23 protein-coding genes, 1 pseudogene and 1 riboswitch are annotated in these 21,819 nt (G+C 64.4%); of the genes and pseudogenes, 15 read left to right on the forward strand and 9 right to left on the reverse strand.

Going from position 1 to position 21,819, the window contains the following annotated elements:
- A complete protein-coding gene (locus MSTE_RS11675) occupies positions 1 to 276 on the reverse strand; it encodes a GlsB/YeaQ/YmgE family stress response membrane protein (RefSeq protein ID WP_030097937.1) in 276 nt (91 codons plus the stop codon).
- 207 nt (positions 277 to 483) lie between these two features.
- Here MSTE_RS11675 and MSTE_RS11680 point away from each other — a divergent pair, with 207 nt between their 5' ends.
- The 6 genes from MSTE_RS11680 (at position 484) to MSTE_RS11705 (ending at position 8,076) form a co-directional block, all read left to right on the forward strand.
- Positions 484 to 4,332 (forward strand): bifunctional nitrate reductase/sulfite reductase flavoprotein subunit alpha, encoded by a 3,849-nt coding sequence (locus tag MSTE_RS11680; RefSeq protein ID WP_162291413.1) that lies wholly within the window; start codon positions 484 to 486, stop codon positions 4,330 to 4,332.
- Positions 4,333 to 4,348: 16 nt separating this feature from the next.
- Positions 4,349 to 4,421, forward strand: a riboswitch (Fluoride riboswitch).
- A 13-nt stretch (positions 4,422 to 4,434) separates the two neighbouring features.
- Complete coding sequence (gene crcB / locus MSTE_RS11685) at positions 4,435 to 4,902, forward strand: fluoride efflux transporter CrcB (protein WP_096501351.1); 468 nt, start codon at positions 4,435 to 4,437, stop codon at positions 4,900 to 4,902.
- A complete protein-coding gene (gene crcB / locus MSTE_RS11690) occupies positions 4,899 to 5,270 on the forward strand; it encodes a fluoride efflux transporter CrcB (RefSeq protein WP_096501353.1) in 372 nt (123 codons plus the stop codon). Before crcB (MSTE_RS11685) ends, crcB (MSTE_RS11690) begins: the two co-directional genes overlap by 4 nt.
- Before the next feature lie 10 nt (positions 5,271 to 5,280).
- A complete protein-coding gene (locus MSTE_RS11695) occupies positions 5,281 to 5,724 on the forward strand; it encodes a universal stress protein (RefSeq protein ID WP_096501355.1) in 444 nt (147 codons plus the stop codon).
- A gap of 41 nt (positions 5,725 to 5,765) precedes the next feature.
- Positions 5,766 to 6,923, forward strand: a complete 1,158-nt coding sequence (locus MSTE_RS11700; protein WP_096501357.1) for a GNAT family N-acetyltransferase — start codon at positions 5,766 to 5,768, stop codon at positions 6,921 to 6,923.
- Positions 6,924 to 7,005: 82 nt separating this feature from the next.
- On the forward strand, positions 7,006 to 8,076 hold the full coding sequence (locus tag MSTE_RS11705; RefSeq protein WP_157997678.1) for a GNAT family N-acetyltransferase: 1,071 nt from the start codon (positions 7,006 to 7,008) through the stop codon (positions 8,074 to 8,076).
- Here the strand turns inward: MSTE_RS11705 and MSTE_RS11710 are convergent.
- A complete protein-coding gene (locus tag MSTE_RS11710; protein WP_096501361.1) occupies positions 8,073 to 8,468 on the reverse strand; it encodes a DUF6194 family protein in 396 nt (131 codons plus the stop codon). The genes MSTE_RS11705 and MSTE_RS11710 overlap by 4 nt on opposite strands.
- 31 nt (positions 8,469 to 8,499) lie before the next feature.
- Here MSTE_RS11710 and MSTE_RS11715 point away from each other — a divergent pair, with 31 nt between their 5' ends.
- Entirely contained in the window at positions 8,500 to 9,765 is a 1,266-nt protein-coding gene (locus MSTE_RS11715) for a competence/damage-inducible protein A (protein WP_096501363.1), read from the forward strand.
- A gap of 2 nt (positions 9,766 to 9,767) precedes the next feature.
- Here the strand turns inward: MSTE_RS11715 and MSTE_RS11720 are convergent.
- Positions 9,768 to 10,569 (reverse strand): annotated as a pseudogene (locus MSTE_RS11720) (HD domain-containing protein).
- A gap of 29 nt (positions 10,570 to 10,598) precedes the next feature.
- On the opposite strand from MSTE_RS11720, the gene MSTE_RS11725 reads away from it, so the two are divergent.
- Entirely contained in the window at positions 10,599 to 11,552 is a 954-nt protein-coding gene (locus MSTE_RS11725; protein ID WP_096501367.1) for a GlxA family transcriptional regulator, read from the forward strand.
- A 10-nt stretch (positions 11,553 to 11,562) separates the two neighbouring features.
- Here MSTE_RS11725 and MSTE_RS11730 read toward each other — a convergent pair whose 3' ends face one another.
- Complete coding sequence (locus MSTE_RS11730; protein WP_096501369.1) at positions 11,563 to 12,543, reverse strand: pirin family protein; 981 nt, start codon at positions 12,541 to 12,543, stop codon at positions 11,563 to 11,565.
- Between the two features lie 53 nt (positions 12,544 to 12,596).
- Complete coding sequence (locus MSTE_RS11735) at positions 12,597 to 13,193, reverse strand: TetR/AcrR family transcriptional regulator (protein ID WP_096505768.1); 597 nt, start codon at positions 13,191 to 13,193, stop codon at positions 12,597 to 12,599.
- A 97-nt stretch (positions 13,194 to 13,290) separates the two neighbouring features.
- On the opposite strand from MSTE_RS11735, the gene MSTE_RS11740 reads away from it, so the two are divergent.
- From MSTE_RS11740 to MSTE_RS11760, 5 genes are all read left to right on the forward strand, one after another.
- The gene (locus MSTE_RS11740) at positions 13,291 to 13,671 is read left to right on the forward strand and encodes a DUF4345 domain-containing protein (protein WP_096501371.1); all 381 of its coding nucleotides are present in this window, start codon (positions 13,291 to 13,293) and stop codon (positions 13,669 to 13,671) included.
- Between the two features lie 96 nt (positions 13,672 to 13,767).
- On the forward strand, positions 13,768 to 14,640 hold the full coding sequence (locus MSTE_RS11745; protein ID WP_096501373.1) for an LLM class flavin-dependent oxidoreductase: 873 nt from the start codon (positions 13,768 to 13,770) through the stop codon (positions 14,638 to 14,640).
- Positions 14,641 to 14,740: 100 nt separating this feature from the next.
- Positions 14,741 to 15,193, forward strand: coding sequence for a VOC family protein (locus tag MSTE_RS11750; RefSeq protein ID WP_096501375.1), 453 nt, complete (start codon positions 14,741 to 14,743; stop codon positions 15,191 to 15,193).
- Positions 15,190 to 15,540, forward strand: a complete 351-nt coding sequence (locus MSTE_RS11755; protein WP_096501377.1) for an ArsR/SmtB family transcription factor — start codon at positions 15,190 to 15,192, stop codon at positions 15,538 to 15,540. The genes MSTE_RS11750 and MSTE_RS11755 overlap by 4 nt, the downstream gene beginning before the upstream one ends.
- Complete coding sequence (locus tag MSTE_RS11760; protein WP_096501379.1) at positions 15,537 to 16,010, forward strand: SRPBCC domain-containing protein; 474 nt, start codon at positions 15,537 to 15,539, stop codon at positions 16,008 to 16,010. The genes MSTE_RS11755 and MSTE_RS11760 overlap by 4 nt, the downstream gene beginning before the upstream one ends.
- A gap of 4 nt (positions 16,011 to 16,014) precedes the next feature.
- Here the strand turns inward: MSTE_RS11760 and MSTE_RS11765 are convergent, their stop codons facing one another.
- The gene (locus MSTE_RS11765; protein ID WP_096501381.1) at positions 16,015 to 17,439 is read right to left on the reverse strand and encodes an alpha/beta hydrolase; all 1,425 of its coding nucleotides are present in this window, start codon (positions 17,437 to 17,439) and stop codon (positions 16,015 to 16,017) included.
- 39 nt (positions 17,440 to 17,478) lie between these two features.
- Here MSTE_RS11765 and MSTE_RS11770 point away from each other — a divergent pair, with 39 nt between their 5' ends.
- A complete protein-coding gene (locus tag MSTE_RS11770) occupies positions 17,479 to 18,024 on the forward strand; it encodes a hypothetical protein (protein WP_096501383.1) in 546 nt (181 codons plus the stop codon).
- A 4-nt stretch (positions 18,025 to 18,028) separates the two neighbouring features.
- On the opposite strand, the gene MSTE_RS11775 is transcribed toward MSTE_RS11770, so the two are convergent.
- From MSTE_RS11775 to MSTE_RS11785, 3 genes are read right to left on the reverse strand one after another with little or no spacing between them, the layout of a single operon-like run.
- Complete coding sequence (locus MSTE_RS11775) at positions 18,029 to 18,592, reverse strand: hypothetical protein (protein ID WP_096501385.1); 564 nt, start codon at positions 18,590 to 18,592, stop codon at positions 18,029 to 18,031.
- Between the two features lie 42 nt (positions 18,593 to 18,634).
- Positions 18,635 to 19,414: an SGNH/GDSL hydrolase family protein gene (locus tag MSTE_RS11780; protein ID WP_096501387.1), complete on the reverse strand. Its 780-nt coding sequence runs from the start codon at positions 19,412 to 19,414 to the stop codon at positions 18,635 to 18,637.
- Positions 19,415 to 19,423: 9 nt separating this feature from the next.
- Positions 19,424 to 20,197: an HAD family hydrolase gene (locus MSTE_RS11785; RefSeq protein WP_096501389.1), complete on the reverse strand. Its 774-nt coding sequence runs from the start codon at positions 20,195 to 20,197 to the stop codon at positions 19,424 to 19,426.
- Between the two features lie 88 nt (positions 20,198 to 20,285).
- Here MSTE_RS11785 and MSTE_RS11790 point away from each other — a divergent pair, with 88 nt between their 5' ends.
- Positions 20,286 to 21,797 (forward strand): FAD-binding oxidoreductase, encoded by a 1,512-nt coding sequence (locus MSTE_RS11790; protein WP_231897052.1) that lies wholly within the window; start codon positions 20,286 to 20,288, stop codon positions 21,795 to 21,797.
- Positions 21,798 to 21,819: the final 22 nt, after the last annotated feature.

Raw genomic sequence — 21,819 nt, forward strand, 5'->3', positions numbered from 1 at the left:
CTAGCTCTTGGTTTTTCCGGCAATGAACTTGTAGACGACCAGCAGAATTACCGCGCCGACCAGTGCTCCGAGGAAGGCGTGATTGATCGGCGGGGTAACCGTGAATTTGTGAGGGGCGAACACCAGACTTCCCAGGGTGCCGCCGACGTAACCACCGACAATGCCCAGCAACGCTGTCACTATCCAGCCGAAGTTCTCCTTGCCAGGCACGATCAACCGGGCGATCCAGCCGACGATCAGGCCAAGAATGATCATCCAAATGATGTTCAACACCATGTCTAGCTCCTTCGAGGATGCGTACTGAGGAAACGAGCGTCGACCCGCTGCTGATGCTAGTGGAACACTTCGTCCGTCGGCCCTCTAACGGCGCGTTGCAGGGAGATGTCGTTCTCACGCTCCGCGGATCGGTGCGGTGAGGACGCCGTGACAGCCGGATAACCTCGGCGGAAGAATTCGGGAATCTGACTCGCTCACCATGACGGGGTGACCGAACTCAGCGTGTCGCCCACCGCGCGCCGTGCCGCCTGCTCGTATTGCGGTGTCGGCTGCGGTGTGGTGGTGCGGGCCGAGACGAGTTCGGCGGGTCCGGTCACCATCGCAACCGTCGAGGGCGATGCCCTGCACCCAAGCAATCAAGGACGCCTGTGCACCAAAGGTGCCACGCACGCCCAGCTGATGGCCGCCGACGGACGCATGACGACGGCGCATATCCGCCCCGCACGCGGGCAGGAGCCGGTTCCGGCCCCCCTAGCTGCGACGACCGCCGAGGCGGGCAGGCGATTACGCCACATCCTCGACACCCATGGACCCGATGCGATCGCCCTGTACGTATCCGGCCAGATGAGCCTGGAGGCGCAGTATCTCGCCAATAAGCTCGCCAAGGGCTATATCCGGACCACACAGATCGAATCAAACTCGCGACTCTGCATGGCCAGTGCGGGAACCGGATACACCCAATCATTGGGAGCCGACGGGCCCCCCGGGTCGTATTCCGATATCGAGCAGAGCGATCTGTTCCTGGTCATGGGTGCGAACATGGCCGACTGCCATCCGATTCTGTTCCTGCGCATGGCCGATCGGCTTGGTAGCGGAGCGCGGCTGATCGTGGTCGATCCCCGCCGCAACGCCACGGCCGAACGCGCCGACCTGTTCCTGCAGATCACCCCCGGCACCGACCTGGCGCTGCTCAACGGACTGCTGCATCTGCTGGTGGAGAACGGGGATATCGACTCCGGATTCATCGCCGAGCACACCGAGGGCTGGGCGGGGATGCCGGAGTTCCTCGACGGTTACCCGCCCTCGGCCGTCGCGGCTATCACGGGCCTGGCCGAGGACGATATCCGCACCGCTGCCCGGTGGATCGGGGAGGCGCGCGAATGGATGACGTTGTGGACGATGGGCCTCAACCAGAGCACTCATGGGACCTGGAACACCAACGCGATCTGCAATCTGCATCTGGCCACCGGTGCCATCTGCCGCTCCGGTAGTGGACCGTTCTCGCTGACCGGCCAACCGAATGCGATGGGCGGCAGGGAAATGGGTTACATGGGCCCGGGGTTGCCGGGACAGCGCTCGGTGAAGTCCGTCGCCGATCGAGAATTCGTCGAGCGGCACTGGCGGCTGGCGCCCGGTTCCATCCGCGAGGAGTTCGGCACCGGCACCGTGGACATGTTCACCCAGATGGCGGCCGGTGATATCAAGGCATGCTGGATCATCTGCACCAATCCGGTTGCCTCGGTGGCTAATCGGCAGAATGTGATCGACGGACTGCGCCGGGCGGAGCTGGTGATCAGCCAGGATGCCTTCTTTACGACGGCCACCAATGATTACGCCGATGTGCTCCTGCCCGCCGCGCTGTGGGCCGAAGCAGATGGCGTATCGGTCAACTCGGAGCGCACGGTAACGCTGACCAACCGGGCCGCCGACCCGCCGGGGGATGCGCAGCCCGACTGGCGCCTGATATGCGATGTCGCCATCGCGATGGGGTTCGGCGACGGTTTCGACTACTCGTCAAGCGAGGAGATTTTCGAGGAGATCCGAGGATTCTGGAATCCACGGACCGGATACGACATGCGTGGGGCGAGCTATGCGCGGCTGCGGCAGGGCCCCGTGCAATGGCCTTGTCCACCCGAAGATTCGGGGGAGCGGAATCCGATTCGCTATCTCAACGACGGAGTCAGCCAGGGTCTGCATGTCGGCGAGGACGGCACCATTCCGCGGCTGGCGTTCCCGACCCCGTCGCGGCGGGCGGTGTTCCACGCCCGTGCCCACCGGGACCCCGCGGAAACTCCCGGTGACGGGTACCCCATGGTCCTCAACACCGGTCGTTTGCAACATCATTGGCATACCCTGACCAAAACCGGTCGCATCAAGACACTCGAGCGGCTCCATCCGTCCCCCTTTGTGGAGATCCACCCTCGCGACGCCGTGACCCTCGGCATCGTCGAGGGCGATATCGTCGATATCGCCTCGCGGCGCGGGACCGCCGAACTCCCGGCGATCATCAGCGACAGAGTCAAACCCGGCAGCTGCTTTGCGCCCTTTCACTGGAACGACGTTCAGGGTCCCGGACTGGCGATCAACGCGGTGACCAACGACGCCGTCGACCCCGATTCGCTACAGCCCGAGTTCAAGGTCAGCGCGGTGATGCTGCGTCCCACGGGACGAACTGTTGTCCACGAGGTGCCCGATAGGACGGCACAAGCATTGGGCGACATAGCAATTCTGTGGACATCGCAGACCGGCAACGCCGAGACCGCAGCCACCTCGGTGCACAGCATGCTCACGGCAGCGGGAATCTCCGCCACACTCACCGCGATGGACGACTGCGCCCCCGAAGATCTCGGCGAGGTTCGAACGGCCGTGCTCATCGCCAGCAGCTTCGGCGAGGGCGGCCCACCCGATAACGGTGCGCAATTCTGGTCCGCGCTGTCCGGAGAGACCAAGCCCTTGAACCACATGCGTTATGCGGTGCTGGGGTTCGGTGACCGGGCGTACGCGGATTTCTGTGGACATGCCAAGGCGCTCGACGCCCGGCTGCACCAGCTCGGCGCCATCCCGGTGCTGGCGCGGGTAGACGGTGAGGCCAATGACCGAGGGCTACTCGCGGCCTGGACCGCGGACCTGCTGGAGGCAATCGGGGCTGGCGCCGACGCCGGCACCGAGGCGGTCAGACGATTGCGCAGCGAGGGGCTGCCAGCGGTCGCGCCGGACCGTTTCACCCGCGACGCGCCCATTCTGGCGGCGTTGTCGCATAACGAGGTCCTCTCAGCGCCTGGCTCCGGCAAGGAGGTACGGCGCATCGAGTTCGACCTGACCGGCCACGATGTGGACTACTCGGTGGGCGATGCTCTTGGCGTCTATCCGACGAACCGTGAGGAAGATGTCCAACGCTGGCTCACTGCAACAGGTTTCGATGCGGAGCTGCCGATCGCAATCGACGGGGGCGAGCTGCCGCTGGCTACCGCGCTCGCCGGCCACTACGACATCTGTCGCGTCACCGACGACCTGCTGCGTTTCGTCGCAGAGCGGCGTGGCGACAAACCGGCCACCAAGCTGTTACGCGGCCCCGACACCGCGACGCGCGAGCGGTGGCTGCAGGGTCGCAATGCCCTCGACGTGCTTCGCGAGTTTCCGGTCCGTGCCGGTATCGATGAGTGGCAACAGGTTCTGATCCGACTCACCCCACGCCAGTACTCGATCTCCTCGAGCCCCTTGGTCAGTCCGAAATCCATCGCGTTGACGGTGTCCATCGTCCGGTTCCAGGGGCCCGACGGTTCGGCCCGCGGAGGTGTGGGGTCGACCTTCCTGGCCGACCGCGCACAGCGGCTGCCCGTCCCGATCTTCCTGCAGAAATCGCCGCATTTCCGCCCACCCGATTCCTCGGATACGCCGATGATCATGGTCGGTCCCGGAACCGGTATCGCCCCATTCCGCGGGTTCCTGCAGGAACGCCGTGCCCTGGGCCATTCCGGACCCAATTGGTTGTTCTTCGGCGACCAGCACCGCACCCAGCACTTCTACTACCGCGAGGAACTCGACGGCTTCCTGCGCGATGGCTCCCTGCGCCGACTCGATCTCGCGTTCTCGCGCGACCAACAAAAACGCATCTATGTCCAGCACCGCATGATGGAGCAGGGGGCACAGATGTGGAGGTGGCTCGCCGACGGTGCGCATCTCTACGTGTGTGGAGACGCCAGCCGGATGGCCAAGGACGTGGACAGCGCATTACTGGCCATCGCCCAGAAGCACGGGCGGATGTCGGCCGAAGAGGCTCTTGAGTTCCGTAAGGAGCTCGTCGCCGGTAAACGGTACGTCCGCGACGTGTACTGACCCGTCTCGCGCTATATTCGTCACGCGCGATGGATCTCGCCGGGGCCTGTCCCGAACCGCCACCGATGGCTGATAGTTCCTGTGTTGATGAGTCGTAACACGATGGGACCGAATGTGACGGGTGCACAGCGCGAAGAGTTCGCCCGACCCCTACATCTGCGACCGTATGCACTGCTGTGGGTTTTTCTCGGCGGTGTGTGCGGAACCGCCTTGCGGTATTGGTTCGAGAAGATGTGGCCGGCTACGGGCGGGTCCTGGCCCTGGGGGACCTTCGCGGTGAACCTGACCGGAGCGTTCATCCTCGGGGCGCTGTTGGAAACCCTCACACTGCTGGGCCCGGACGGCGGTTGGCGCCAACGTGCCCGGTTGTTTGTCGGTACGGGTATCTGCGGCGCCTTCACCACCTACAGCGCATTCGCCCTGGAGATCAGCACTCTCGCCCGCAACGGATTTGCGGGTCTGGGCGTCGGGTATGCGCTGGTCAGCATCGCGGCCGGTCTGGCCGCCGCCATGGCCGGGATAGCTGCCGCCGCCACGGTCCTGGGGCGGTACTCGGGAGGTTCCGCGTGACGGTTATCGCAGTGATCCTCGCCGGGGCTTTGGGTGCGGTAGCGCGCTTCGTCGTCGATTCCCTCATCAAACATCGCCGTACCTTCCGCTTCCCGTGGGCAACGCTCCTCATCAACCTCAGCGGGTCGGCCCTCATCGGCATGGTGGCGGGCGCCGTGATCTTCCACCATTCGTCGTCGGCTCTGCTGGCTGTCGTGGGAACCGGGTTCTGCGGTGGCTATACGACTTTCAGCACCGCGAGCGTGGAATCGGTCAGGCTTCTCGAGCGGCGCGAATGGTCACTTGCCCTGTACAACACGTTCGGCACGCTGGTGGGCACCGTCGGGGCCTGTGTCGCGGGACTAGCGCTCGCGCGGTCGATGGCGTGAGGATGTCACTATGACCGAATCGCCCGGTGTGCACGTGGTCGTCGGATGGGACAGACATCCGCCGAGCACTGCCGCGCTGCGCTTCGGGATCGATATAGCCCGGCGACTGGGTGCCTGCGTGCATGTGGTCCACATTCTCGATATGGACGACGAGCCGATGGACATCGACACCGATAGCTGGGAAGCTCAGGCAGGCAACGCTGTTACCGCTACGGAGGCCGAGGCTGTCGAACAGCTTGCGGGTCAGGAACTGGCCTGGAAGTACCACCGCGCGCAGGGACCTGCGGCCGCCGCCCTTCTGGGTGTGGCGCAGCAGTATGAGGCGATGATGATCATTGTGGGTAGTCCGCGGGGAGGGCCGGCGTCCGCACTGGATGCGTTGCTCGGGCAGTCGGTGTCGCATGGCCTCATCGGTGCGAAGAGGGTTCCGCTCGTTCTCGTCCCCGCCACCTGAGGACTTTCACGGAGCGAACTTTTCTCCTGTAGCCTGACGCGGTGTCTAGCAAATCCGGAATCCGATCCGCGGTAGGCCTTGGGCCGACCACGATCGACGGGGTGACGGTACTGCTGCGGCCACCCCGGCTCGCAGACGGGCCATCCTGGCGGGAGACCGCGCTGGCATTCACCGAGCGGCTGTCACCGGCGTTCAATCGTGACGATATGGACTGGGAGAGCGCCCATTCACCGGTAATCTGGGTGGACACCTGGCGTTCGGCGCTCACCGATGCGCGGGCCGGCGGAGTCTCATATCTGCTGGTGCGGATCGATGACGGCATCGAGCGGGTCGTTGGGCACTTCTCGATGACCGGTACGGATCCACGAACCGGGGGTGCCGAGATCTCCAGCTGGGCGGTGGACGTGCCCTCGGCCGTGAGCGGGTGGGCGCAGCTGGTCACGGTGCTCTCTGCCTTCGAGGGAAACCCTGCCATTCCACACGCGTTGGCCCCCGTCGCGGTAGCGAACGTGCGCGCAAACAGATTCTACGAATCCATGGGCTGGACTCAGCTACAGACACGTCGTGCTCTGCGTAAATACGATGGGCAGATTGCAGACCACCATATGTGGGTGCTCGCCAATACGGTCCGGTACCGAGATTCGGTAAGGCAGCGCCTCGCGGAAATTCCTTTCACGAGAACATATCTCGCGCCCTCCGCGACCCGCAGGCCGGACGCTGGATACCTCGCGGCGTGGGCCCGATTCGCGGCGATTCGCGTCCGTCAGCGGATCAGCGCCACACTGCGGCCGGCGCCTACAGAGTCCTCACTCGAAACCTTCACCACCCATGGGGAAGTGGTGCATATCGCACCGGCCGGTCGCGGGCGCTTCCGGGTGGCGGTGGCTGAGCGCACCGCCGGTTCGATTGACGTCTATACCGATATCGGCACGTCCACAACGGAATTGGTGCCACGATTCGAGCCGTGGCTGCCCCGCGATGCCGGCGCATGCGCGCTGTCCGCACTCGCACGCCATGTCGCCGCTCGCCCTGACGGATCGCGCCGGACGGTCGTTGCGGTCAGTGGCGCGGATAGCACACTTGCCGACCAGCTTGCCCGCTGTGGATTTATCGATGAGGGTGAGGCGCCGGCGACGCTGGGGGACGATGGCGCCACGCGGCGTATGTGGACTCTGCTGGCAAGCCCGCTTCCTAAATAGACACGGTGTACTCGGCAATAGTCTTCTCGCAGTAGCCGATTAATCGCCATACGCCTGCGCCGGGGTACGCTACCCTGCCGGGGTGCTCGCAAGCGATCGACCCACTCCGGCATCCCTGGGGCCGGTCGAAATCGATGGTATGACGGTCATGCTGCGCACTCCGCGGCTCTCCGATGGCTCATCGTGGCGGGAAACCAACCTGCGTTACGAAAAGCGATTGGCACCGGCGTTTGGCCATCCGGACATGCCATGGTCGACAGCGCATTCGCCCTACATGTGGATTCACACCTGGAAGCAGGCACTCTCCGATGCCGCGCGTGGCTGGGTCTCGTATCTGCTTGTGCACCTCGATGGAGGCCGGGAACACGTCGTCGGCCACTTGGCCATGGCAGGGCCGCATCCGCGCACGGGGGGCACCGAGGTGTCGACATGGACCGCCGGAGTTCCACACAGCGTCACCAGGTGGGCTCAGGCATCGCTCATCATCGCGGGATTCGAGGCCGATCCCCACGTTCCGCACGCAGTGGCACCGCTTGCGGTGGAGAACATCGCGGTGCAGCGACTTGCCCAGTCGGTGGGGTGGTCGAAGCTGCAGACATGTCGCAGACTGCGCGTGTACGACGGAAAGCCCACCGATCATCAGATCTGGTTTCAGGGCAACACAGTCGAGAACCTGGCCGCATTACGCCGCGCGCGAGACGCCTTCTCGGGCAACCTCACCGGCTGGATGTCGGGGCGCCGCGCGGCGGTTTCCTGGAGCGATCTGCTGGCGCGCGGGCGCTACGAACTGCGCAACTGCGGACGGTGCGTCGCTAGCGATGCGAATAGTTCAGTCGCGGTGACGGTTTCGGGGACGTCTCTGGGATCTGTCGAGATCGCTGTCGACCCGGGCAGCTCCACCACGGAGCTCATTGGCAGGCCGCGTCGCGATGTATCCGAGGATGAGCTCACCTCGACCATCGCAGATCTTGCGGGACGCTTGATGGGCGCTCCTTCACCCACGAGGCGGATCGTCGTCGCGGTGCGCGAGGAGGATCGGCGTTTGACCGACGCTCTCGCCGGGCACGGTTTCCGCAATGAGGGGCGCACCCTGCCCACCCTGGGCGATGCATCCACAAACCGTCGGTTGTGGGCCGGCGTCACCGACAACTAGTCGTCGCGACCGCGTGCGTACGCCTCGGCCAGCAGCGGCCGCAGCACCTCGGCGAACGTGTCCTCACCCGGATTGACCACACACACCCACTTGGCGCCGCCGTATTCGGGATGCGGAAGTACCCGGTCGAACTCGGTGTAATCGGGCTCGATCGGCTCGTCCTGACCGGGCACAACCTTGACGAAGGTGTCACCGCTGATGCCGATGTTGAGCCGGTAGACGTGCGGTCGTCCGAGATCGGAGTACGTATCGAATGCCTCGTTCGACATCAGCGTGATAACCGGCAGTTGACGTTCGGGGCCTGGGAAGAAGAACCAATTGCCCCGCACAACCTCGTGCTGCAGATCCGGAAAGGTCGTGACGATGTATTCGATGATGGCGCCCTCATCCATGACATCGAACCTACCGGCCTAGGCTGCTCACATGCTGCGAGCGGGAATCGTCGTCACAGGTACGGAGGTCCTCACCGGGCGGGTCGCCGACGCAAACGGCCCATGGCTTTCCGAACATCTGCGGGAAGTGGGCGTGGATGTGGCGCATATCTGCGTGTGCGGAGACCGCAGAGAGGACCTGACGGCGCAGCTGCGGTTTCTCGCCGATCAGGGTGTGGACCTCATCGTCACATCCGGCGGCTTGGGTCCGACGGCCGACGACATGACGCTGCCGACAGTGGCTGAATTCTCCGGTACCACACTCATTTTCGATGCAGTTCTGGAAGCGGCCATCATGAATCGGCTACGGCCGATGGCGGACCGCTGGGAGAACGTCGATTGGGAAGCACTGTGCGTCGGCATCGCCAAGCAGGCGCTTGTCCCGGCTCTGGGCGAGGTGCTTGACCCGGTGGGCACCGCGCCGGGGGCGATCATGAGCGCAGACGGCGTTATCATCGTGGTGCTGCCCGGGCCGCCGCATGAGCTTCAACGGATGTGGCCGTCGGCGATCGACGCCGCGCCTATGCGGGCGCTCCTCGGTGAGGATGTCACGGCCATCGAGCAGACCACGCTGCGTCTCTACGGAATCACCGAGCCGGATATCGCCGAGACATTGCGCCTTGCTGAGGGCGAGTTGGGAAGCCTTGCCGCGCTGGAGATCACCACCTGCCTGCGGCGCAGCGAGGTCGAGGTGGTGACTCGCTTCGAGGCCGATGCGCACCCATTGTGGACGCGCCTGCACGAGTTCATCCAGATCCGGCATGGAGCGGCACTGTTCTCTGCGGATGGCTCGACCGTTGATGACGTGGTGGCCCGGCTGCTGAACGGGAGGCGCCTGGCGGTGGCGGAGTCATGCACGGCGGGACTGTTGGGCGCTCGCATCGCCGACATCCCGGGCTCTTCTGAATACTTCCTGGGTGGGGTCATCAGCTATGCCAATGACGTCAAAATCGGTCAGCTACAGGTGGATCCGCAGCTACTGGCAGATCACGGCGCAGTGTCACCCGAGGTCGCCGAGGCCATGGCGGAGGGCGCGCTGAAGGCGCTGGATGCTGATATCGCGGTGTCGACGACGGGTGTGGCAGGCCCGGGCGGTGGTACGGCGGAGAAGCCGGTGGGCACCGTGTGTTTCTGTGTCAAGACCTCGGCGGGGGAGAAGGCCGACCTTCGCGTCGTTATCCCGGGAAATCGCAACCAGATTCGTGAGCGTGCAACCACTGTCGCCCTGCATTTGTTGCGTCGGTTGTTGCAGCGCTAGCGCTACTCGCTGAAGGGAGCCGCCCTGATCAGTAGTGGAAACGCCGCATAGCGAGTCAACCAAGCCGCACGGCCCGCCGGCACCGCGGCGCCCTCGGCGGCCCAGGCCGCGCGCATGTGCCGCTTGAAGTGAAGCCGAGGGTGCCGTTGCAGCAGCCCGTCCACCCACGCGGTGTCGAGGTCGGAGAGCCGTAGACCGAAGACGTCTGTTCCTGCGCCGGCAGAGACGAATCCGCCCGGATCTGCGAGGTTCTCGCTGGCACCGAGAGTGATGTGTGCGGCGATCGCTGCGCCGACCGCCTCCGCGCGGGCTTCAGGTACGCCCTGATCCCGGACGAACCGCACGGCACGCTCGCCACCTACGACGGCGAAGCACCGGCCGGGCGTGGGGTGTTCGAGTTGTAGATCGTGCAACAGACTCGCCACGTACACGAGCTCGTCATCGACCGCTACGCCATCGAGCGCGGCCAGTGCCTTCCCGAAGAAGTAGGTGCGGTAGGAGTGTTCGAGCACGTGCGGGGTCACCGAATCGCGTGCCTCCTGCTCGGCGGCAAGGGCAAGCGCGGAATCGGGCACTGCTATCGATCCGAATTCCACTCGCCCCTGTCCACGGCGGCCGGTGCGCGTCTTGATGGCATCGCCGATCATCGCGGGCAACGCACGAAACAGGCGTCCCAACAATGCCCGCCGCTGCGCCGACGAGATCTCGCCGCCGGTCTGAGTGGCCCATTGCCAATCCAATTCGGTCGTCATGGGCTTCAGTCAAGGCGGGTATGCCCCCATGGGCCAGTGGCATGAATGCCATAGATACTCCGATTCATGCCATAGTGAGCCATGGGCACCAAGACGGTGGCGGCACTGGCGCTCGATGGCGTCATCACCTACGACCTGGCATGTGCCGTGCAGATGTTTCGCCGGGGGCCTGGGCGTGCCGGTCAGCCGGACGGTTTCGACCTGGTGACCTGTGGCTATCGCGCGGGTAGCGTGTGGACACCGGACAGTTTCAATCTCGAAGTGGAACACGGTATCGATGCGCTGGAAACCGCCGATATCGTCGTCGTTCCCGCGCGTGCCCCACACGACTATCCGCCACCTGATGACGTCTTGAGCGCACTGGTGACCGCGCACGAACGCGGCGCGGTGATCTTCAGTATCTGCCTAGGTGCGTTTGTCCTGGCAGCAACCGGGTTGCTGGATGGACGCCCCGCCACCACGCATTGGGAGTACTGCCAGGACATGCGCATGTTGTACCCACAGGTCGATCTGCGGCCCGATGCGCTGTACGTCGACGACGGGGACATCCTTACCTCGGCGGGGCTTTCCGCGGGGATGGACCTGTGTCTGCACGTGCTGCGACGAGAATTGGGAGCCGCCGCGGCGTCGGAGATGGCGCGGTGGAATGTCATGGCTCCGCACCGCGATGGTGGTCAGGCCCAATTCATCCCGCCCCCAAGGAATTCTCATGATTCGGCTGGGCTCGGTCCGACCTTGAGCTGGGCATCGGAGTGTCTCGCCGAGATCGACGATGTATCGGCGCTGGCACGGCACGCACACTTGAGTCTGCGCACATTCAACCGGCGGTTCGGCGAGGAAGTCGGTACGACTCCCAAACGGTGGCTCGACGTACAACGCGCCACCCGTGCCCGCGAATTGCTCGAGAACACTGATCTGACTGTGGAATCCATTGCCGCACAGTGCGGGTTCGGCAGCGTCACCGCCATGCGGACACACCTGCGCAGGGTCACCGCAACAACACCGAGTGCCTACCGCCGGGCATTCCGGCGGTAGGCGATCACGGTCAGCGCACGACGTGCGGCATCAGGGCATCGGGCGGAATGGCACCGAAGCGACCGGCCTGATAGTCCTCCACGGCCTGGATCAGCTCCGCCTTGGTGTTCATCACGAACGGTCCGTAGGCCACGACGCGCTCACGGATGGGCCGCCCGCCCAGCAGTAACACCTCCAACGCCGGGCGGTTCGAGTCTTGTTCCGCATCGGCCTGCACCGTGATCCGGTCACCGGGGCCCAGCACCGCGAGCTGCCCCTGTTCGATGGGGTGCCCTAGTGCGCCCACCGTGCCACGTCCGGAGAGAACGTAGACGAGGGCGTTGAACTCCCGATTCCAGGGCACATTCAACTGCGCGCCCGGCTGGATCGTCGCATGTGCCAATGTGATTGGCGTGTGTGTGCTGCCCGGGCCGTGATGGGGCCCGACGTCTCCGGCGATGATGCGTACCAGCGCACCGCCGTCTGGGGAGCTCACCAGTGTGGTTTGCGCCCCCTCGATGGCCTGGTAGGCGGGCGTCAGGAACTTGTCCCGCGCCGGCAGATTGACCCAGAGCTGGATGCCATGGAATAGCCCGCCACTCTCTACCAATTCTGCTGGGGGAGTTTCGATATGCAGGATTCCCGATCCCGCCGTCATCCACTGGGTGGCCCCGTCGTGGATGAGCCCGCCTCCACCATGGGAGTCTTGATGGGCGAACCTGCCGTCGATCATGTATGTGACGGTCTCGAAGCCGCGATGCGGGTGCCAATCCGTCCCGCGCGGCTCGCCGGGCTCATACTCGACTTCGCCCATCTGATCCATGTGGATGAACGGATCCAACTCGGCTGACGGGACTCCGGCGAACGCACGCACGACGGGAAAGCCTTCGCCCTCGTACCCGCGCGGCCCGCTGGTGATGGACCGGACCGGCCGTTCGGTATCGGCAGGCTCGGGAGCGGGGATGCGCGGCAGAGTCAGGGCGTCCGTGGCCGACACAGTGATAGCTGGCATGCAAACCTCCTGGTGAGAGTTCCTATGCCTACTTAACCGGACTGTGGTCCGCTTTATTCCGGAAGTCTGCTTCCGGCGGCGAGGGCGGTCGATACCGCCGCCGCCACCGTCTCACCGGCGGCTAACAGGGGCTCGGTGCTGCGCAGCGCCCGGCTCAGCACGAACGCTCCTTCCAGGCTGGTGATGAAGCCCAGCATGAGGCGTCGACACATCTCGGGCGCCAGGCCCGATCCGGCGATCCGTTCGGCCCCCTGGTCTATCCAGTCCGTGAAGACATCGGCGGTGGCGCGGCGGAGCGCCTCGTCGGTGCTCGCCACTTCGAGGGCGATGGTGGCGATGGGGCAAGCGTCGGCGTAGTCGGTTGCGACGAGATTGTCGGCTGCGGCCGCGAATGCGATCCGAACGGTGGTCGGCAGGTCCGGACCACCGTCATCGAAGATCGCCAGTACCAGATCCCGGTACATGGCCCCGGCGGTTCGAATGGCCTCGTCCGCCAGTTGCACCTTGCCTCCGGGGAAGAAGTGGTAGATCGACCCGAACGGTGCGCCGGCGCGCTGCGCGATCTGCTTGAGGCCGGTGCCCGTCATGCCCTGCCGTCGGAACAACTCGCATGTGGAGGCGACGATGCGGTCGCGTGTGTCGGCGGGCATGGCGAGTCCTTCGGGGAGTCTTGTATCCGATTGCATCGCATTGTACGGTCCTTACTAGAACGTTCTATCAAGTGCGGCCGAGGCGGAGGACGTGGAGATGGACAAAGTGCTGAAGTATCTGGCGATCCTGACCGGCGTGATCTGCCTGGCCATCGGCCTCTATCACCTCATTGGGGGGACGGGAACCGTCATCGGCGGGGGAGCTGTCACCGCGAGCACCGACAGCCAGGAGCGCTTCTTCTCGGGGTTGTTCGCCGTCTACGGTGCGGCGTGGATCTGGGTGGCGCGCCGATCGCCCATTCCCGGCACTGCCGTCAGGTTCCTTGCCGCGGGTCTGCTGGTGGGCGGGCTTGGCCGGGTAGCATCACTGATCGACTCCGGACAGCCCCATCCATTTTGGATTGTCATGCTTGCCGTCGAAATCCTCATTCCCGCACTGTTTTTCGTGATCGCGGGCGCAGGCGAGAAGGTTCGTTGACTTCGTAAAATCAATATGCGAGTTCAGATTTCGCAACCGCTAGAGTGCGTAGTACCGACAGCACAATGTGTTTCTCAAGCACTCTAGGAGGAAGCTATGCGGTTCACCTTCGCCGAGGCCATGACCGATCCGTCGTACTACGTCCCCTTGGCCCAGGCGGCCGAAGCGGCCGGCTACCACGGTATGACCATCGCCGACAGCCTGGCGTATCCCTACGCGTCGGATGCGAAGTATCCGTACACGCCTGATGGGAACCGCGAATTCCTGGAGGACAAACCGTTCATCGAGGCGTTGACGCTCACGGCGGCGCTCGGCGCGGTGACCTCGACGTTGCGGTTCAACATCTTCGTGCTCAAACTGCCGATCCGCCCGCCCGCCCTGGTGGCCAAGCAGGCCTCGTCCATCGCGGCACTGACGGGTAACCGTCTCGGGCTCGGCGTCGGTACCAGTCCGTGGCCCGAGGACTACGAACTCATGAACGTGCCCTTCGCCAAACGCGGTAAGCGCATGGACGAATGCATCGAGATCATCCGGGGGCTGACCACCGGTGACTACTTCGAGTTCCACGGCGAGTTCTACGACATTCCCAAGACCAAGATGTGTCCCGCGCCGACGCAGCCCATCCCGATCCTCATCGGTGGACATGCCGACGCCGCACTGCGCCGTGCTGCGCGGTGCGATGGCTGGATGCACGGCGGTGGCACCGAGGACCTAGACGAGCTGTTGGTCAAGCTCAACAAATTCCGTGAAGAAGAGGGGACGGCCGACAAGCCCTTTGAGGTCCACGTCATCTCCGTCGACGGGTTCACCGTGGACGGGGTGAAACGTCTGGAGGACAAGGGCGTCACCGATGTCATCGTCGGCTTCCGCATTCCCTACATCGTCGGGCCGGATACCGAGCCGCTGGAGGCGAAGATCAGGAACCTGGAGGGCTTCGCCGAGCACGTCGTCTCCAAGGTCAACCCCTAGCGGTCCCTTTCCGTGAGCTGGGCTACCCCAGCTCACGGAAAGCGTTCGGTGCTGCAGACGGCCGTTGACAGATATTCAACGCAAGCATTAAATATCAACCATGAGCACACGCCCTAGCTTGGCCTCGGCGGTCGTCTATCAAGACCCGTCGGCAGCGCTCGACTGGTTGGAGAAGGCCTTCGGTTTTGAACGGTCCATGGTCATCACCGACAACGACGGCACGATTGAGCATTCCGAGATGCGCTTCGGGGACGGTTGCCTCATGGTGGGATCCGAGTGGGATGCCAGCGTCGCCAGCCCAAAGAGTGTGGGCGGTAGGTGTACCCAGACCATCCATGTGCAGATCGACAGCAATATCGACACGCACTGCGAGCGGGCGGAGGCTGCCGGCGCGAAAATTCTCATGCGCCCGGCCGACCAGTTCTATGGCGATCGGGTGTACCGCGCTCAGGATCCCGAGGGGCACGTCTGGACTTTCGGCCAGTCGGTGCGGGCGGTATCGCGTGAGGACGCCGAAAAGGCCAGCGGTCTGAACATCGAGGGCTGGGTTTGACCCGGCCCTCGCCACAACTCGCGAGCATAGATCGCACGCTGACCGCACTTGCCGATCCCAATCGGCGAAGAATCGTTGAGGTACTGCGCGATCAACCGCGTCGTGCGGGGGAGATAGCGCAAGCCGTTGGCCTGAGTCCCGCAGCCCTCAGCAGGCACCTGCGGACCCTCAAGGCCAGTGAGCTGGTCGAGGAGTCACACCCGGAATTCGACGCGCGTGTACGCATCTACACACTGCGGCCCGCGCCCATGGCAGAACTGAAGGGTTGGCTCGACGAGATCGAGAAGCTCTGGGCTACCCAGCTTTTGGCTTTCAAGGAGCACATCGAACGCGAGCCGGGCCGATGACGTCACGCGTACTGGTGTCGCTACGCGTGGGCGCCACGCCGATACGTGCATTCGAGGTGTTCGTCGATGACATCGGAATGTGGTGGCGGCCCAATACCTTGTTCCGATTCACCGGGCAACGGCGGGGAACTCTCGCTATCGAACCGACGCTCGGGGGCCGCTTCGTCGAGTCATACCCGGACGGCACCGAGTTCGAAATCGGCAGGGTCACCACATGGGAACCGGGTAGCAGGCTGGGATTCACCTGGCGCCAGGACAGTTTCGCCGGGGATCAGATGACGACGGTCGAGGTGAGATTCGAGCCGGTTGACAACGAGACTCGGGTGACGGTGGAGCATCTCGGCTGGGAGTCGGTGCCGCAGGATCACGTTGCACGCCACACGTTTCCCGATGGGCTTTTCCTGCGGCGCCACGGCGAGTGGTGGCAGGACCTTCTGGAATCACTGCGAGCCCAGCTCGGTGCGTCGTAGAGCTTCAGGAGCTTCCCGGGGTGTGCAGCTGCGCCGCCAGCCACGGCAGTGCATCGGAGAATGTTCGGCTGGCGAACTGCCAGGTGTGTCCGCTGATCATCTGGTGGATGGTGCAGGAGATCTGTACCTGCTGAGCCGCTGCGCACAGATCTGCGGCGGCGCCGTCTCGGTCATCATCGGTCACGTCATCATGCCCACCAATACCCGTGGGCGTGTCGGCTGTGGGTCTCTTTGCGCCACTTGGCTTCTTGCTATCCGCAGGTGGTATCGCGTCCTCGAACCATCCGGTCACACCGGTGTACGGCCCGTGTTTTGCCATGACGGTGCGCGGGTCGAAGGCATCCCATCGGGAGGCGTCGCCACCGTACAGCCGCTCAATGGTCTGCTGCTTGGTTCCGGCGGTGGGGCCGTGGTCGCCGGCGATGTCGACGAACGTGGAGAACAAGTCCGGGTGCATGACCGTCAGGTCGATAGCGCAGGTGCCGCCCATCGACCAGCCGACCACGGCCCAGTTCGACGGGTCAGGCGAGCCGTCGAATTCAGAAACCACGTAGGGCCGAACATCTTCGGTCAGATGGTCGGCGGCGTTGCCACGCGGACCGTTGACGCATTCGGTGTCGTTGTTGAAACTTCCCGCGACGTCCACAAAGACGAATATCGGCGCTTGTCCGCCGTGTGTCTTGGCGTATTCGTCGATCATCTGGGTGGCGTTCCCCGTGCGAATCCAGTCGGCGGGAGTGTTGAACTCGCCGGCAATCATCATCACGACCGGCAACCGCGGCGGGGTATCGCCGGCGAACCAGGCCGGCGGAAGATAGACGTACTCACCCCGGTGTTTGAACCCGCTGGCATCTCCGGGAATGTCCACTTGTACGAGCTTGCCGGTGTCGGGCTTCGAGTTACGCAGACCCGCAAGTTCACTCATATCGATCTCGTTGGGAAGCGGGCCCGCGGACACCGCACCCCAGGCTGCCTGCACAGTGGGGTAGTAGCCCACCCAGGTGTTGAGTGCGACGAGTGCCGCGAGCAGCGTCACCGGAATGGCCACCAGCGATACGCCACGGCGCCACCATTGCGCACTGGGGAAGCCGATCACGGCGATCGCGACCGAGGTGACGAAGACACCGATCCAAATCCATAGTCTGAAAGGCGCCGGATCGGACGCCAACCCTTCGGAGTTCATGTAAATCCACGCCGCCACGGCGCCCAACGCTCCGACCGCTACGCTCACGGGCACCCAGAGGAGGCGCCACCGGCGGGTGCGCCACCCGATGACCACCACCAAGACCACGACCGCCAGCACCTGAACCACGATCGGAAACCAGCCGCCGAGAGCGGAAACCCCATGGCTGTACTGGTGGAAATCGTTGGCGGGCAACTGTGGGACAGGGGTCGGCGCCGGAGCGGGCGTCGGCGTAGTCGGTGGCACGCTGACATTGTGATGAGGTTTCCTGGGAGGAAGCTGGACATGACCCAGAGTTATCTGTCGGACGAGACGATCGCGGCGCTGTCGACAGCCGAGCGCAGGGACCTCATTCAGCGGCTGGAACGCCCGCTCAGCGAGGTGGCGCCGCCGAACCTGGCCAGGTTTCGCGCACTGCGACTCGGTTTGATGATCGGCGGCGCGATCGCGCTGATTCCCTGGATCACCTACCTTGCGTTCACGCTGCCGGAAAACTATGTGGCACAGCGATGGACGGCGACATGGGTGGGTTTCGACATCCTGCTGGTGACGTTCATGCTGGCCACCGCGGTACTTGGCCTGCTGCGCCGTCAATTACTTGTGCTGACGGCATTCACCACCGGTGTGCTCTTGATCTGCGACGCCTGGTTCGACGTGATGACGGCCGGACCGAACGAGGTGTGGTGGGCGATCCTGACAGCGACTCTGGCCGAGTTGCCGGTGGCCGCGGTGATGATCCGGGGTGCGTTGCTCATCACGCGATTGACGATGACCCGCCTGCTGGTCATTGACCCAGGCGTGCCGCTCTGGCGGGTGCCGCTGCTGCCCTAACCGATCACCAGCAGTGCGCGAACCCATCGCAGTACTGCGGGAACCGGTCCACGGGTACGTCGAGCGGTTTGACGAACTGCAGGCTGAAGGGCTTCTTGGTCATCCCGGGCTGGCCACCGCACACGGCGCTGTGGATGCTGGTGTGCACTCCGGTCAGGGTTTCGTCGTTGAAGACGTACTTCTCCTGAGTGGGCGCGAAGGTTCCATCGGGGCAGGTCATACCTTGCGGCCGGGCGTGCAGGAATGTCCATTGGTCATCGACCAGCTTGGCCGGGATGGAGTAGTTCTGGAGTCGGTCGTTGTGTTTGAGGATGTCGGGTGTCGCGCTGGTGACGGTGAGGGTGCAGCCGTCGGCCTGGATGGTGGGGTCGGTGTAGTCGGACTGGATGCGGGTGCCGGATGCCTGCACACACACCGCGGACATCGTCCAGGAGACCTCGCCGGCACCTTCCTCGATCATTCGGTAGGTCCCATCCGCCGGAGGCGCCACGGCCGAGGCCGGGCCGGCGAATCCGACACCGATCGCCATGGCGACGACGGGGATCATCAGCAGGGAAGGTGTGCGCACGGGTTAAGTATCGCAATGCGATGGACCGCTCACACGGCAACCTCAGTGATTAGACGCGCCGTCCAATAGCGCCACGACCAGATCGGCCACGGCGGTCATACCGTCCTCGTTGGGGTGAAGCGGTGCCGGACGCCCCGGCCACGGGAATCCGGGGCGGTTCGTCCAGGGCTGCGGTGACCATGCGTGATGTCCGGCGCTGGCTGCCGATGCGCGGATGATGTCGCAGCCGGCGGCATGAGCCGCGTGCGCGGTGGCCGCCGTCAGTTCCGCGGCGATGCGGCGCCCGTTGTCAGCCTCGGACTGGGTGTACGGCGGCGCTGCCTGCCCTTCGGGCGGCAACAGTGTCAGATAGTCGATGAAGATCACGCGTGCGTGCGGTGCGCGAGTGCGTACCTGTTCACCCACCGCGCGCAGGGATTCACCCACGACCGCCAGCGCCGTGTCTTGCTTGTCGGTGTCGAGCATGTCGACCACGCCGTTTCCGATCACCGGCAGGGCGCGCAGGATGCGCGGTAGACGCGCGGCGATCAGAAACGGCACGTAACCGACGTCATTGCCGCCGATCGTGACCGTCACCAACTCCTCGGTGCCATCGAGTACCCCGATCTGGGGTGCAGCGGCGTGCTGTGCATCGGTCAGGATGTGCGCCGTGGTCGCCCCCGAATAGGTGACGTCGACCAGCTGATATCCCTTGCGTTCGGCGATTTGGTGCGGATAGTTGCGTGCCGAACGCCCGGCAAGTCGGGGCGAGCCCGGAACACGCGGCGGGATGCCCGGCCCCGACGCCATAGAACTTCCCAATGCCACATAACGTCCTGCCATGGACCAAGCCTATCGGCGAGCCAGCCGGCCGATTCTGCGCAGCGATGAGCTCACCCCATGTGGTCTCGGGTCGTCCAACCGCAAGACCGGCCAACCCCGCTGGGCCGCCATGGTGGCAAGCCGGCCACGCGGGTTGACCGGGCAGGGCTCGCCGACGAGAGACATCAGATCAATGTCTTCCTCTCCGTCGGCATAGAAGTAACTGCGTTGCAAATCAACATCATTGGACTCGCAGAAGCGTGCGACCGCGGTTGCCTTGTTGCGACCCCACACGATGGGCTTGCGGATGCCGCCGGTGAGCAGTCCGTTGTTGTCCAGGTCGAAGTGGTTGCACAGCACATGAGTTATTCCGAGGTGGCGCGCCACCGGTTCGGCATGGATGGTCAGCGCCGAGGAACTCAGCACCACGGTGTGGCCCTGCTCCTGATGTGCCCGCACGCGCTCACGCATCTGTGGATAAATCATCGAGGCATTGTGTTGGTGGAAGATTCGTTCGCCGACGGCTTCGAGTTCGGCCAGCGAGTCGCCGCGCAGGTATCCGGCGGCGCGCACCACCAAACGCTCGAATTCCATGCGGCCCAGCTTGTACCGGAAGGTGGCCTCCAGAACTCCGAGAACCTCACCGACACTCGCCTGGCCACGCCGCATCCGATCACGGGCGTGAGCCGTCGGGGTGAATCCGGCCACCAGGGTGCCGTCCAGGTCGAAGAAGGCTCCTACCTGCGGTCCTGCGGGGCGCAACGCTATATCGGCGACCGGGTCGGGTGCCGAACTCACCGTCATGTGGGTCAATCTACCGTTGTGCGGCACGCGTACCCGCCGTAGGCGACAAGATGGGGTATCCACCCGATCGTGACCGACAGGAGCAGTGTTGGACCCCCAACCGCATCGCACGCAGACCCCTGCGCTGGTCTCTAGGCGTGCAGTGCTGTCCGCAGGGGCGATCGTGGCGCTCGGCGCCGCGTCAATCCCCGGATGCTCACCGGCGGACCCTGAGGATCGACCCTCGGCTTCTGGATGGGAAGACCTGCGCCGCAGTATATCCGGAACACTCACGGTGCGTGGTGAGGCCGGGTTGGATGCGGCGGCGCGGACGTTCAATCCTCTTTTCGACGTGAATCATCCTGCCGCGGTGGCCTTCTGTGCTTCCGAGCAGGATGTGGCGTGCTGCGTGCAGTTCGCATCGGGTTCCGGGATACCGATCGCGGCACGCAGCGGTGGTCACAGCTTTGCCGGCTATTGCGTTCCGAATGACGGACTGGTGGTCGATCTTGGGCGCATGGCGACGGTGTCGGTGACCGGGACACGGGCAAGGATCGGGTCGGGGGCGCGTCTGATAGATGTCTATGCCGCTGTCTCCGGGTCCGGACGGATGCTCGCCGGCGGTTCCTGTCCGACCGTGGGTATCGCGGGATTGACCCTCGGCGGCGGGGTAGGGGTTCTCACTCGTAGGTTTGGGCTCACCTGCGACCAACTGGTATCCGCCAGGGGGGTAACCGCGGATGGTGCGATCCGAGTCATGTCGGCGGACTCCGAGTCCGACCTGTTCTGGGCCATCCGCGGGGTTGGTGGCGGAAATTTCTGCATCGCAACGGAGTTCACTTTTGACACCGCCGAAGCTAGCGAGCTCACGGTGTTCACACTCGATTACGCGCCGGGGGAGCTGGCCACGATCATGCGACGGTGGCTGACGTTCATGGATGGTGCGCCGGACGAATTGTGGACAACCCTGCACGCCGTGGGCGGTGCTACGCCTCATGGCCGGATCGTGGGGTGTGTCGCCAAAACGGACAATCCACGGGCGCTCGTAGACGGCCTCCGCGCCGCGATCGGCATCAATCCATCCGACCGATTCGTCGCCGACATGACCTTTATCGACGCCATGAAGTTCATGGGTGGATGCTCCACATTGACTGTGGCCCAGTGCCATCCGTCGTGGGATGGGGCAGGGGCAGGCCAACTGCAGCGCGAGGCGTTTGTGGCATCATCTCGGATGATCCCGCACGCTGCGGTCGACAGCGCCGCGATCGAGATGCTCCTCGTGGGCAAGCCCGGACTGACATTCATCCTTGATAGCCTGGGCGGTGCGGTCAGTCGAATTTCCGCTGCCGCCACCGCCTTCCCGCATCGAGCGGCGGTCGCGTCCCTCCAGATCTACCACGGTGTCGGCGCCGAACCCTCGGTCGCGTATCGCCGTGTGGACGAGGCGCGGGATCGGCTCGGCGAGATCTGCGGCACCGCCGCGTACGTGAACTACCTCGATCCGCGTTTACCCGATTGGGCCGCAGCCTATTACGGAGACAACCTGCCGCGACTGCGGCAGATCGCCGCAACCTACGATCCGGACGGAGTCTTCGGGTTCGCCCAGGCGGTGCGCCCTTAGTCGCGCCGTACGCTCTGCCGTG

It is taken from the genome of [Mycobacterium] stephanolepidis (assembly GCF_002356335.1).
Classification (GTDB): Bacteria; Actinomycetota; Actinomycetes; order Mycobacteriales; family Mycobacteriaceae; genus Mycobacterium; species Mycobacterium stephanolepidis.

Coding starts and splice junctions, on each gene's coding strand:
- MSTE_RS11675 (WP_030097937.1), bottom strand. CDS start 276: ATGGTGTTGAACATCATTTGGATGATCATTCTTGGCCTGATCGTCGGC.
- crcB (WP_096501351.1), top strand. CDS start 4,435: ATGGGACCGAATGTGACGGGTGCACAGCGCGAAGAGTTCGCCCGACCC.
- MSTE_RS11695 (WP_096501355.1), top strand. CDS start 5,281: ATGACCGAATCGCCCGGTGTGCACGTGGTCGTCGGATGGGACAGACAT.
- MSTE_RS11710 (WP_096501361.1), bottom strand. CDS start 8,468: ATGGATGAGGGCGCCATCATCGAATACATCGTCACGACCTTTCCGGAT.
- MSTE_RS11715 (WP_096501363.1), top strand. CDS start 8,500: ATGCTGCGAGCGGGAATCGTCGTCACAGGTACGGAGGTCCTCACCGGG.
- MSTE_RS11725 (WP_096501367.1), top strand. CDS start 10,599: ATGGGCACCAAGACGGTGGCGGCACTGGCGCTCGATGGCGTCATCACC.
- MSTE_RS11730 (WP_096501369.1), bottom strand. CDS start 12,543: ATGCCAGCTATCACTGTGTCGGCCACGGACGCCCTGACTCTGCCGCGC.
- MSTE_RS11735 (WP_096505768.1), bottom strand. CDS start 13,193: ATGCCCGCCGACACACGCGACCGCATCGTCGCCTCCACATGCGAGTTG.
- MSTE_RS11740 (WP_096501371.1), top strand. CDS start 13,291: ATGGACAAAGTGCTGAAGTATCTGGCGATCCTGACCGGCGTGATCTGC.
- MSTE_RS11745 (WP_096501373.1), top strand. CDS start 13,768: ATGCGGTTCACCTTCGCCGAGGCCATGACCGATCCGTCGTACTACGTC.
- MSTE_RS11750 (WP_096501375.1), top strand. CDS start 14,741: ATGAGCACACGCCCTAGCTTGGCCTCGGCGGTCGTCTATCAAGACCCG.
- MSTE_RS11760 (WP_096501379.1), top strand. CDS start 15,537: ATGACGTCACGCGTACTGGTGTCGCTACGCGTGGGCGCCACGCCGATA.
- MSTE_RS11770 (WP_096501383.1), top strand. CDS start 17,479: ATGACCCAGAGTTATCTGTCGGACGAGACGATCGCGGCGCTGTCGACA.
- MSTE_RS11780 (WP_096501387.1), bottom strand. CDS start 19,414: ATGGCAGGACGTTATGTGGCATTGGGAAGTTCTATGGCGTCGGGGCCG.
- MSTE_RS11785 (WP_096501389.1), bottom strand. CDS start 20,197: ATGACGGTGAGTTCGGCACCCGACCCGGTCGCCGATATAGCGTTGCGC.